This is a genomic window from Desulfogranum marinum, assembly GCF_963675105.2.
Taxonomy (GTDB): Bacteria; Desulfobacterota; Desulfobulbia; order Desulfobulbales; family Desulfobulbaceae; genus Desulfogranum; species Desulfogranum marinum.
Genome location: NZ_CAXXRO010000004.1, coordinates 219,542 through 232,516, shown reverse-complemented (window position 1 = coordinate 232,516; position 12,975 = coordinate 219,542). Strand labels below are relative to the sequence as shown.

Annotated in this window: 9 protein-coding genes; all 9 read left to right on the top strand. The window is 39.4% G+C overall.

What is annotated here, in order from left to right; translation table 11 throughout:
* The first annotated feature begins 1,380 nt into the window (after positions 1-1,380).
* The 9 genes from ACHZCY_RS09805 to ACHZCY_RS09765 all read left to right on the top strand — a co-directional run bounded on the left by ACHZCY_RS09805 (position 1,381) and on the right by ACHZCY_RS09765 (position 12,848).
* Positions 1,381-2,826 (top strand): sugar transferase, encoded by a 1,446-nt coding sequence (locus ACHZCY_RS09805; protein ID WP_319548776.1) that lies wholly within the window; start codon positions 1,381-1,383, stop codon positions 2,824-2,826.
* Positions 2,827-3,091: 265 nt separating this feature from the next.
* Positions 3,092-4,105: a polysaccharide deacetylase family protein gene (locus ACHZCY_RS09800; RefSeq protein ID WP_319548775.1), complete on the top strand. Its 1,014-nt coding sequence runs from the start codon at positions 3,092-3,094 to the stop codon at positions 4,103-4,105.
* A gap of 31 nt (positions 4,106-4,136) precedes the next feature.
* Positions 4,137-5,141 carry a radical SAM protein gene (locus tag ACHZCY_RS09795; protein WP_319548774.1) on the top strand — a complete coding sequence of 335 codons (1,005 nt, stop codon included), beginning with the start codon at positions 4,137-4,139 and terminating at the stop codon, positions 5,139-5,141.
* Between the two features lie 11 nt (positions 5,142-5,152).
* Positions 5,153-6,271: a glycosyltransferase family 4 protein gene (locus tag ACHZCY_RS09790; RefSeq protein ID WP_319548773.1), complete on the top strand. Its 1,119-nt coding sequence runs from the start codon at positions 5,153-5,155 to the stop codon at positions 6,269-6,271.
* A gap of 57 nt (positions 6,272-6,328) precedes the next feature.
* Positions 6,329-7,783, top strand: coding sequence for an O-antigen ligase family protein (locus ACHZCY_RS09785; protein WP_319548772.1), 1,455 nt, complete (start codon positions 6,329-6,331; stop codon positions 7,781-7,783).
* Between the two features lie 25 nt (positions 7,784-7,808).
* Positions 7,809-8,630: a sulfotransferase gene (locus ACHZCY_RS09780; RefSeq protein ID WP_319548771.1), complete on the top strand. Its 822-nt coding sequence runs from the start codon at positions 7,809-7,811 to the stop codon at positions 8,628-8,630.
* On the top strand, positions 8,617-10,140 hold the full coding sequence (locus tag ACHZCY_RS09775) for an oligosaccharide flippase family protein (protein WP_319548770.1): 1,524 nt from the start codon (positions 8,617-8,619) through the stop codon (positions 10,138-10,140). Before ACHZCY_RS09780 ends, ACHZCY_RS09775 begins: the two co-directional genes overlap by 14 nt.
* An 85-nt stretch (positions 10,141-10,225) precedes the next feature.
* Positions 10,226-11,407, top strand: a complete 1,182-nt coding sequence (locus ACHZCY_RS09770; RefSeq protein WP_319548769.1) for a glycosyltransferase family 4 protein — start codon at positions 10,226-10,228, stop codon at positions 11,405-11,407.
* A gap of 301 nt (positions 11,408-11,708) precedes the next feature.
* Positions 11,709-12,848: a glycosyltransferase family 4 protein gene (locus tag ACHZCY_RS09765; RefSeq protein WP_319548768.1), complete on the top strand. Its 1,140-nt coding sequence runs from the start codon at positions 11,709-11,711 to the stop codon at positions 12,846-12,848.
* Positions 12,849-12,975: the final 127 nt, after the last annotated feature.

The window sequence follows — 12,975 nt, the reverse complement described above, 5'->3', positions numbered from 1 at the left end:
AAAGATGTCTTGGGCCTTTTTTTAAGATACTTTACTTCTGATATCACTCTGTTACCTCCCCATAAAAACTGCATTTAGGAATAATTACTAAGGCCTGCGGCACATTAGCCTGATGCGTGCCTTGTTTCATGAAGCATTATTATTTTCAAGCGGTCACAAAAAAGTTCGGCGCAAAACTATCCTACATCATATCGAGTTGAGTGCAACTAAATGTGAAAAGCACAAAGTGTGCCAAGATGTAATGTAATTGATATATGTATATATATTAATTGGTTGTGATAATATGACGAGAGTAACTGTAAGGGGGAGATGTCTCTGCTTCCGAAAAACCGGAATTTGTTTCCAGTCAATCAAATTAACCTTGCTGATGCCTGGTTGGAATAATGAGGGTGGCATATGGAAAAATAGCACTGGTACTGTCTTGAGCAGGGCTATATCGATGGTTCAGGGAGCTGCTGCTTTGCTTAACAGGTAAGCCGGGTCAACTTATAAAAGAATAAATGAGTAAAGGTTGTATCGGGGCTAATGTCGAAATGAAGGTCTTCTCCGTGGTGGTGGGGTGCTTCCGGATTAAGCGTACGTCTCCATGTCGATCATCGGTACAGATTTAAATATTACTCCCGTCCCTTCTCTTTGAAAAGGGACGGGAGAAGAGGCTGTAGAGTGAAAAGTGGCTCTCTTTTAAGATTCTGATTACCCATGAAACTCGGCCATTTTTTTGGGACTCGGGAGACAGATCGGAGTCTTCGCTTACCTAAATTTCTCAGTACTTAGGTGGGGGACTGATTTTTTTTCATGGTTTTTTATGAAAATTAATCTGTCGCCCGGGTTTAAAAGAGAAATAAAATCAGTCCGCTGTCTGTTTCGGTAAATAATTGGCTGAGTTTTGTACGTAATCAGATTTAAGATAATGGTTGGTTGCAGAATTTGCCTATAGGCGCTCGATAAATCGCGCCAGCATGCTGCAAAGTCGACCATGTTGTATCTAGTCACTTGTTCCTATTGTTCGAATGAACTTAACGGTTTCGAAGAAAAATATCTTAGTCGTTAAATCTGTTACCGTTGTGCTTTTTATATATCTAGGAGACTGGCCCTTAGCGATGACGCTAACCATTTTTGAAGTGAATTCCACAAAAAAAGCATAATTTTGTAGATTTTTCCGGAAAATTATTCGGTTTGGCGGAAAATTGAATTAAAATTTAACTCAAATCTCAAGATCACCAGGTGAAATCAGCAAAGAAATAACGATTAACTGTTGTTATATTGGTTAGATGCAGCGAGAAATTTATACTTATATGTTTTATAGCATGAATTTTGCTAACTATATTAATATATAATTAATCCTCCCTGGAAACCCTTTTTCTCTTGAGGTGGAAGTCCATGACAAAGCCCCAAAAGGTATTTTTTGAAAACTTACATAAGCTAGTGGATGTTGGTCTGTCAGTTACAGCTTTCTGGGTAGCCCATTCTCTGAAAGAATTATGCACACTTGGAGTTTGCACTGGTTTTGTCAAAAATCATAATCTGTTCCTTGTAACCCTCCTTGTGGTAGTGTGCTGGTATTTATCCCTTAGTTTCTGGGGGGGATATGGCTTTATTTATTCCCGTTGTTCCCTTAGTGCTTCGATCAGAAAGACTGCTAAAGCAATTCTAGCGGCATTGGTCATGCTAATCGTTATTCTTTATCTTCTGAAAATTCATGATGTGGGCCGATTGGAACTTGGCCTCTTTTTTTGTATCAATATTCTCTTTTTATCCTTGAGTAAGGTCATTATTTATGCCGCAAGATTTAGAAGGACGGATAAGCCTCATTTCAAACGGCATATTCTTATCGTAGGCGCAAAGGAACGGGCCAAGGAAGTCATCTGTAAAATTTTGGCAGACGATGATCATAACCTGACTATCCATGGGTGTATTGAAATAGAGGATGGTCTCGTCGGTAGCGAGGTTGCAAGAGGAGTCAAGGTGCTGGATAACATAAGAAACCTCGATGTTTTCCTTAAAACAACGATCATCGATGAAATTATCTTTGCCATGCCTCTTTCCGAAATTTTCGAAGGTGGAAGATATGTTTCCCTTGCTGAAGAAATGGGTGTTTCTGTTCGAATTATCCCTGACTGGCAACTTCATCATCTCATGTATCGTCCTGCCGTGGCCCGCATCGATTTTGAAGAATTCGTCGGGATTCCAACCATGGCCTTGCATACAACCCCACGCAACGAGGTGAAATTATTTTTCAAGCACGTTTTTGATTATTGCATTGCTGCTGTTGGTCTCGTTTTAGTTGGACCTTTAATGTTTATAATCGCTGGCATGATCAAAATATTTGATCCAGGTCCGGTTTTATTCAGTCAGGAGCGCTGTGGCGTCAATGGAAGACGTTTTCGTGTCTATAAGTTTCGCACCATGGTGCAGGATGCCGAAAAAAAGCTACATCAGTTAAGAGAGTTGAACGAAGCGGATGGTCCGGTTTTCAAGATTACTAATGATCCGAGAATCATCCCCTATATCGGAAAATTTCTTCGTAAGACCGGGCTTGATGAACTTCCCCAGCTTTTCAATGTTCTTCAGGGAGAGATGAGTATTGTAGGGCCGCGGCCGCCTATACCATCTGAAGTAAACGAGTACGACACCTGGCATCGACGCCGCCTCTCCATGAAACCAGGCATCACTTGTACTTGGCAAACCCAACCCAAACGAAATGAAACGTCATTTGAGGAATGGATGCGACTTGACCTTGCATACATTGACAATTGGAATCTCTGGAATGATTTCAAAATTTTATTAAAGACCTGCAAGGTTCTTTTTCTCGCTGAAGGAAGGTAACGAAGTGCGACAAGATGAACAAAACAGCTTTTCCGTCTTGATTCTACCAAGAACCCCTGAGGCGATAGACTGTCTACTGACACAAAGAAATGGAGAGCTTACATTCAAGGCATGTGGATCGCGTCATGAAAGCCAAACTTAGAGAGATGTATTTGTGGATTGCAAGCAAATAACTTCAGATTAAATACATACTATGGGTTTATTTGATTCAAGGTGCCTGTTACGTATTTTTAATAAGTATACCAAAAATCGAGTTGTTGTGTTTATGATGCATCGTTTTCAAGATTCATCAATAGGTTACTTGAATACATCGACAGCTCTAGCGTCTGGAACCTTGGAGAGTTATCTTGATTATCTCGTTAAGAACAATTATACCGTTTTATCTTTTAAAAATCTGATCCTGTCAGCTCAAGCAAATCAAGAGTTCTACAAGACTGTCTGCTTTACGATTGATGATGGTTATATAGATTTTAAAAATGTAGCTTTCCCGCTGTTTAAAAAATATAAGCTTCCTGCAACTGTTTTTATAACAACTGGTCTTGTCGAGAATAAGTTGATGATGTGGTGGGACCAGGTCGAATATTTATTTAATAATACCGAGCAAAGTAAAGTTGAAATAACTTTGAATAGCAGTACACTAACTTTAAAGGTGAAGTCGCAGGAAGAAAAGCGAGCAGCGATTAGATTAGTGGTTCAGATTTTTAAGTTATTTTCATTGTCTCAAGTATTCTCCTGTTTGCAGCGATTATCAGAGCAGCTTGATGTTGTTTTGCCAGATGAGCCCCCCAAACAGTATTCGGCCTTGCGTTGGGCAGATATTCGCGAAATGAAAAAATATAACATAGATTTTCAGCCGCACACTGTTGCTCATCCTGTCTTATCTCGTATTGGTTTGGCTGAGCAAGAATGGCAAATAAAAGTGAGCTCTGATACTATTCGAGAAAGACTAAATTCAAATCCTATTGCATTTTGCTATCCTAATGGCTTGCTCGGTGATTATACGGCAGATACAATTTCTATTTTAAAAAGAACGAATTTTATGGGAGCCTGTTCGTCTGAACGCGGTTTTTTTAACTCAGCCTATACGGATCTGTTTAATATACCTCGTTTTGCTCTCCCGAAGAAATATTACAAGTTTGTCCTGTATGTGTCAGGCTGCAGGTTTTGGCAATTAGCTATGCAGGAAAAGATTAAAAACGTCCTCGTCACTAGGAAAACTTCAAGACAGGTTGTTGATACTAATAATCGTATTGATCAGCAGGTAAAACAAGTTGAATAAATCTGAAAAAATATAAGAAGGAAGTGGCATTATGGAAGCGTGCCTTATTGTTACCTACCGATGTAATGCTAAGTGCTATATGTGTAATACCTGGAAAAACCCGAGCCGGAAAAATGAAGAATTTTCGCCCGAACTTGTGGATAAACTACCAGCAGACCTGGATTTTATTAATATTACTGGTGGTGAGCCCTTTTTACGTAGCGATATAGAGCAGATTGTCAGCAAAGCTCTTGCCAAGACCAAACGGTTGGTTATCAGTTCTAATGGATATTTTACAGAACGCACAACCTCCCTCTTTCAAAAATTTGGAAATAAAATTGGTATTCGCGTTTCTATTGAAGGGCTACCAGCCGCCAACGATGAACTTCGGGGAATTAAAAACGGCTTTGATCACGGATTACGTACCCTGACGACATTATACGGAATGGGGATTAAGGATATCGGCTTTGGAATGACTGTTTCGGATCGTAACGCTGACGACATGATTGAACTTTATCGTCTAGCGAATGCGATGGGGTTGGAGTTTGCCACAGCAACCACTCATAATTCCTATTATTTCCATACCAGCGATAACAAATATATAGATCAGGAAAAGGTAGCGAAAGCATTTGAGAATATCGCTGTGGAATTGCTGAAAACAAGTAAACCGAAAAACTGGTTTCGGGCATATTTCAATATGGGTTTGGCGAGAAAAGCTCGAGGGCAGCGAAGGGCCCTTCCCTGCGAGGTGGGAACGGATATGTTCTTTGTTGACCCCAGAGGTAATGTTCTGCCCTGCAATGGCTCTGATCATCCGATGATTATGGGTAATCTGCATGAACAGGATTTTGACACCATTTGGAAGAGTGAACAATCTGAAAAAATTCGGCAAATGGTAAAAAACTGTGACAAGCAATGCTGGATGATAGGTTCCGCATCCCCAGCCATGAAGAAACGGATTTTCGTCCCTTTAAAATGGGTGGCCATGAATAAACTGAAGGTCATGAAGAATAAAGATCAAAATATTTGTCTCGATCCCATCGGGCCGACTCAATAGAATTGTTTTTTATGAGAATTTTTGTCACAGGTACGCGAGGAATTCCGGATATCCCCGGAGGTGTTGAAACGCACTGTCAAGAGTTGTATCCGATCATTGCTGCCATGGGCCACGAGGTGATAGTGGCTACCCGGAGACCCTATGTAATTCTCCCAAAGCAGGAATGGTCTGGAGTTTTTCTAGAACATATTCCCGCTCCTTCCAAAAAACACCTGGAGGCAATTGTCCATACCTTTTTAGCGATAATCAGGGCCAGGCTTTTGAACGTCGATCTTGTCCATATCCATGCAGTTGGACCGGGACTCCTGGTGCCTTTTGCCAGGCTCTTGCGGTTGAAAGTAGTTTTCACCGACCATGGCCCTGATTATGATCGCCAGAAATGGGGCGGAGTGGCCAAGGCCACGTTGCGTCTTGGGGAGTATCTCGGCGGGAAATTTGCCAATGAAGTTATTGTAATTTCTAAGGTTATTAGTAAGATAATTGCCCTGCGTTGTAAGCGGGAAGCAAATCTTGTGTATAATGGTGTTTCTGTTCCCGAAAAAAGCGTGAGTACCGATTTTCTTGTACAACAGAGTATCATTCCGGGTAATTATATTTTGGCTGTGGCCCGTTTCGTGCCGGAAAAAGGGCTTCTTGATCTAATAAAGGCTTTTGAGCAGGTTGAGAGAAGTTGTCAGCTTGTCATTGCAGGAGATGCCGACCATGAGACGGAATACAGCCGAAAGGTGAAAAGAATGGCTGCTAGCGATGATCGGATTATCCTTACCGGCTATATCACAGGAGAAGAGCTCAATCAGGTGTACACTCATGCCAAGATTTTTGTCATGCCTTCTTATCATGAAGGCTTGCCTATAGCTCTGCTTGAGGCCATGGGGTATAAGTTACCTGTTCTTGTCTCTGACATTCCAGCTAACAAGGAAGTTGCACTGTCCCCGGAACGTTTTTTCAAATGCGGAGATGTGGAGGAGCTCCAGGAGAAAATAGAGCTTTTGTTGGAAAAAGGCCTTTCAGAAAAAGAACGGCTCAGCTACGAACTGCAAATTAATGAAAAATACAACTGGCTGAAGATTGCCGAACAGACTGTTGCTATTTATAAAAAGGTTACTCAAAATCACACAAAAAAAATCTGACCTGCTATGTCACGTGCTGTGTTGTAAATAAAAAATTCTATCATACTGACTTGCATAATGAAAAATAATAACATTCTTGTTGATATTGGCACCAATAAGTTCGTGCTCCTATGCTTAATGGCTGGCGTAGCTTTAGGAAATCTTCTTGTCATTAATTTTTTCACCAGTTTTGGTGCATTTTCATATTTAAAAGTTACTATACTTTTGTTGTTGCTTTGTTGTGGATTTTTTATTGCATTGAGGCCAAATGTTTTTGTTACTACTAGAACATTACTCCTTATAATAATACCAGTTTTAGGAGTTGCCATACCACCTAAAAGACTTGGGTTTAGTGCTTTTGATATTATTTTAATTGCCATTCTTTTGATGTTGCTCCACGATTTATTTTGGAGAAAAAAAACCATTAAATTAATTCCAGATAAACTAGCCTTTGTTTTTTTTATATCTGTACTTCCTGCTGTCTTTTTGGGTATATCTCCAATTGATTCGGCGGTAAGTTTTTTTAAAATATTACTATGCTATGTTTTTTTTATTACTATACACGCATATTTGTCGGAAAAAGATGCATTCGTTAATATTGTCAAGTATCTAGCTGTAGCCTTGACACTCGTCTCCCTGGCAATTTTTTTTGAACGTGTAACAGGAATTAACTTATCTGGTGCATCGAAAAATCTAAATGCGTTTGTAGAGGGGGCGAATGTATATCGATATGGCGGTTTTTTTCAGGACCCACAAAAAGCAGGGCAGTTTTTGGCGGTAGGTGGCACTTTCTTGATTTTGCTAATATGCCAGAATGTTCCACTAGGGCGCAAAATTACCCGCCTTGTAAAGTTTAGCTTGTTAGTTTCCTGTGCTGCACTATTGCTGACAGTATCAAAAAATTCCATACTTAGTGGCTTTTTCTTTTCACTGATTGGCATATTCTTTTTTAATCGCAATAATCAATTGAAAAAAAAGCTACTTTTTATTGTCCCTCTTGTTTTGTTTGTTCTGGTGGCTTTTTCCGGCAAGATAACCTCTAATTTTTTTGCTTCTTCACTTGGTGCCAGAATGCTGAGAATAGAACAGTCTGCAAATATCAGGCTTAACCTCTGGCGCGACAACTTGAATTTGTTTAAAGCCCATACCGTCAAAGGTATTGGGCCTGGAAATTATCAAGAGTTTTTAATGCGTACTGACCCAAACCTGCGAGCAAAAAAAGCTGTAGGGGGATATGTTCCTGGGCAACCGGAAAGTGGTTATCTTAAAATTCTGTTCGAAACCGGCATATTGGGACTCGTTGGGTTGATTATTTTCTTTTTGGGAAACGCTGCCAAGATGATGAGGTGTTTCTTGTACTCTTTCCATGGCAAGTCTTCAGGGATTGTTGTGTCGGCAAGTTTTGCCATGATAGTTTTCGCCCTGTGTTACATTACACTGTTTACGACTTCAGACAGCAGGAATGCTGTAATATTTATTATTATGTATGCTGTTTTCAGTAACGCCAAGTGTCAAAAAAAATCGATTAGCTAAAACTATATTTGGTAATTTGATTCAAATGGAAATTAAGAAATATATTATAATAGGGCCGGCGAGAAGTGGCACTACTGTAACGCACCTTTTTTTAAGAGGCCATCCACATGTATCAGCCCTAAATGATGAGGTGAAAATTTCAGAGCTTTTTGAAAAAGGAATTTCTGCTTTTACATTTGGGAGTGATCTTCCCAATGAAAAAGCTCAAGGGCCCAGAAAAATTTATGATTTACTGGCGTTGCTAAATGCCGATTCAGCAACAACGGCTGCTGGAATTAAATGCGCAGTTGCATCAGTTGAGAAGGCAAAAAAGTTTGTGGAGCAAATTAAATCATCGTTTTCTGATGTTTATATCATCCTTATTGTTAGAGAAGATGTTCTTGCGCAATTTGGATCTATACTGAGAGCTAAGAAAACTGGGAAATTTCATTCTTGGATAAAGGAAAACAATAGACCATCGTCAAGTATTACAGTTGACAAGGGGAGATATAGCCAATATTTGCTTACTAACATAGAAATAGTCGAAACACTGCAAAGCCTTAAAGAAACAAATAATTTTTTAGAAATTTCATATGAAAAAGACATTCTGACTGGCCAAGATTATTGCGCCAAGCTTTATAACTTTTTGCAACTAGATCCTATTGAACCTGCTTGGCTTAATTCAAAAAAAGTTGCTCCTCCTCCTAATAAATATATATCCAATTATGACTCGATTAAGCTCGCAGAAGAAACAATAAAAGAAAAACGACAACCACTCTTCACTCTACGTTATTTTCTTTATAAATTACTCAGGGTAATTTACAGGCGAACTAGTCAGCTATTTCCTAAAAAATATGCACAAAAGTAAAAACAGGGGCGACTCTGTTAAGTCTGCAAAAAAGTTTAAGATAGGTTTACTAGCAAGCGCTGGTAGTATAGTCTCTCAAATTATAGCTTTCGTGTCTGGACTTATTGTCGCACGCACAATTGGGCCAAACAATTATGGCCTTTTTGTATTGTGTCGAAATTTATGCCAGACTAGTAGTATACTTAGTCGCTCCGGTTTTGAGCTTGGCGTGATCAGAAAGATTCGCGAGAACAAAGATAATGCTTTATTGCAAGCCAGCTATATAGCTCATGCATTATATATTTCAGGAGCACTATCTTTTTCTTTCGTCTTGTTGGCTTGGCTCTGGGGCAGTAACTATTTATCAAACAACGTTTACCATTACGATCAGTTTAACTCAGTATTCAGTGTAATGGTTATCCTGATTCCGCTCTTAGCTGTTTTTCGTATTTATATCGGTCTCAACAGAGCCTATTTTAGAATTCAGCAAAGCGTAATTGTGGAGAGTATTCTTCAGCCTGTATCTAGATTGTTGATTATTTTAATACTTTTTATATTTTTTGTAGATTTATGGGCTGTAATATGGGGGACACTGTTATCTTTTTTGTTTGTTATATGTTATCTGATTTATGATGCAAAAAAACGGATTAAAATTTATTTTTTTTCTCCAAAACTATTACCGAAGATAGATATTGGCAGCTACTGGCGTTATTCATTTATGATAGCAATCACAAGTTCGGTTAACCTGTTGCTAACTAAAATGGACAGCTTCATGATCGGGTATTTTAATGGAGCAGAAGAAATAGGAAAATACGCGATTATACAACTTACAGTCCCCGTTATTGTTGTCTTCAACGGTTCTTTTAATAAAATGCTTGGTCCTACAATTGCAGAATTGGCTGCTGATAATAACTATAAAGGGATGGCTTCTGCAATCCGACAACATACCCGTTGGATGGCGATTGGCTCTTTCCCTTTATTTTTAATTTTTGCCTTCTTCGGTAAGGATTTGCTACTTATATTTGGTAAAGAATTTACTCTTCCTGCAATAACTATTGTTATCCTAGCAAGTGGTCAATTAGTTACTGCAATTTTTTCATCTGCTGGTTTTTTGTTGTCAATGACAAAGTCGTACAAGTTTGAATTTCCAGTGTTGTTACTTGCACTTTTCTTGAATGTATTTTTGAATTATTTGTTGATACCAAAATTTGGTATTGTAGGTGCAGCAGTAGCAACACTTATTGCATTGTTTATGGCAAACATTTTAAGAGTTGCTATTGTTTCTGAAATATACTCTTTTTTTATTTTTGATAAGTGGATTCTTCCACCACTTATTCTTGCAACATCTTCTTTATTATTAATTTTATTTGCTCGTAATCTTTTACAAGATTCAACAATCGCTGGAGCATTTATCGCTTCCATTTGTTTCTGTGTGCTTTATGTTCTTATTTTGAATAGTGTCGGCTTAAGTCCTGACGACAAAAAATTATCAAAAGATATTGTCACACTTTTCCGAAAGAAAATTTTGTAATTAAAGCTATGGTGATACGGAAACAGTCTCCATGCCGCTCGGTCATTTTTTCTTTTGAGATCATTAGTTTTGAAATGGTGCCAGTATGAGAGTAGTTTATTACACTAGGCCATGTTATTTAGACCTTGCATTGGAATATGCTGCTGAATTAGCCAAGCAGGTTGAATTACACCTTGTTGTGGAAATAGCGCCAGAAAGCAGGAAAAGTTCTATATTTGATATAGGTGATAAAAAGCTGCAAACGGGTTTGATTGACGGGGTAACTTTTTTTAAAGTTAACTTCCAAAAACTCTATGTTTCCTATCTGGCTGAGTGCGCCAGTGTAACGCTAGTTATTCATAATTGCCCCCAAAGTTTTCATCCTTCGACATGGAAAGTCAACCTCGAGGCAATGAATTTTTGTCGCACAATAAAACCGGATATCATCCATTTTGATGGCATAGTACCCAGAACAGCATCGGCAATATGGAGGCTTAGGAATATACCCCTTGTTTCCTCCGTTCACGACCCGATCCGCCATAGTGGGGAAGAAAGCTGGCGTAAAGAATTAGCTCGTAAAATAACATTCCCGTTTGTAGACCGATTCCTGCTCCATAGCGCTGCTATGAAAGAGACTTTTCTCGCAAGATATCCGAAAGTAAGCTCAGCAAGGGTCGTGCATAATCCTTTGGCGGCTTATAATATATATTGTCAGTGGATCAAGACACCTTTGCAGGATGATGGTCGAACAGTCTTGTTTTTCGGCAGATTATCCCACTATAAAGGTATTGAAGTGCTGGTGCAAGCTGCACCCATTATTGCACAACAGGTTAAGGGGGTTCGTATTGTTATTGCAGGCCGACCTGTTCACGGTTATAGCCTACCGCTTTTGCCGCCCCTTGCTAATGGTGGTAAATTTGAGGTGCTTGACACCTATATTGACAATGATCTGCTTGCGAAACTGTTTCAACAGGCAACCCTCGTTGCCTGTCCTTATATTGATGCTTCGCAGAGTGGAGTAGTGTTAACCGCCTATGGCTTTGGAAAACCTGTTATCGTAACCAACACCGGAGGTTTACCGGAGTATATCTGGCAGGAAAAGACCGGTTGCATTGTTCCTCCAGGTGACCACCAGCACCTTGCACAGTCAATTTGCTCAATACTTGCTGACCCCGCAACACAGCAAGAGACTAAATCAAATATTGAGGAAATGAAGAAAGTTGCATGCAACTGGAAGAATGTTGCCGACAAAAATGTGAAAATTTACTCTGAGTTACTCGATGAGTAAAAGGGGGAAGCAAACAGTCATTGACCGTTTGCTTCCCCTTAAGGGTTGCGTCATTCTGCATTAACAACGAGGAGGTTTGCTGTTAGGCATAAGACCTTCACGATTTATTTGAGCTTATCTTACTTTCACAGGTAGATTTGTTTCTTGCAATGGGTTGTATCTTTATTTTTTCTCTTCTTACGGTTTGTGCAGTCTTTGCAGTGATGGTTATAACCATGGAATGTAGCAAGAAGATTTTTTCAGCTCCACTTTTCATACATTCTCCCGCATCCGCACAAACATTGCACGGGTAAACAGAACTATGGAACCAGTCAAAATCCTTTTTTTTATGAATTCCTTGAAAGTCGGTGGTGCTGAACGCCAGACTATCCACCTGATCAACCGATTAAATAGGGAAAAATATTCTGTAGGTCTGGTATACCTTGCTGAGGTCGAGGATCTAAAACCAAGCCTTGAAACAAAAGATTTATTTACCTGTGAATGCTTTGCACGAAAAGGAAAGTTAGATTTCAGTGTCCTGAAGAAACTTCATCAAATAATATCAACTCATGGTGTTCAACTCGTTGTATGTGTCGAGGAATACCCTTTACTCTATACTTCCCTACTCAGGCTTATATTTAGAAATATCTCAACAAAGGTTATCACTGTTATTCACCACAATATTCATCTGCCTAATTTGTGGGTACAGGCAAAAAAATATATTTATAGGATATGTATAAACAGTGTCGATAAGGTAATTTTTGTCTGTCACAACCAAGCCCAGTACTGGTACTTGAACAATGGCATTCATAAATCTATCTCAACCGTCATTTACAACGGCATTGACCCCGCCTTTTTTAATCCTGCTCGGTTCACTTTACCAGAGAAAAATCGTTTGCGAGAGTCTTTGCAGTTTTCTAAAGATGACTTTGTTGTAGGCATCTGCGCCAGAATGAATCCTGTAAAACGCCATATAGATTTTCTGGAAGGATTAGCCCTGGTAAAAAAGGATGGTATCCAAATCAAAGGGTTGTTAATTGGAGACGGTCCTGAACGAGGAAATATTGAAAAGGCTGCCGGTCAACTTGGCCTTCTGGATGATGTTGCCTTTACTGGTTTCCAGCAAGACGTCCGTCCCTATATAGCTCTTTGTGATTGCATTGCTATTACCTCACGTTCGGAGGCTTTTTCCATGGCTGCCTTGGAAACCATGGCTATGGAAAAACCACTCGTTATGGCAATAAGTGGTGGTGCCGATGAGCAGATAAAAGATGGAGAAACCGGTTTTCTATACACCTTTGGGCAGATTGATGATCTAGCCAGCCACTTGACATGGCTCGCGAAAAACCGGGAAAAAGCCCGGGAAATGGGGAGCAAGGCAAGGGCTTTCCTGTTGAAGGGATTCACGTTGTCTACGATGACAAGAAGTTATGAAGCAAACTTTGATCAATTTTTTAGTTGATTAATTTCTATGAATCCTCCACTTCGAGTATTTCGTCTCGATATAATATTTATATTGAAACACTTTCAATGTCGTTTTTTTTTTCAGCGGAACATAGCTGGAAACGAATTAAACTCATCGATTTTTT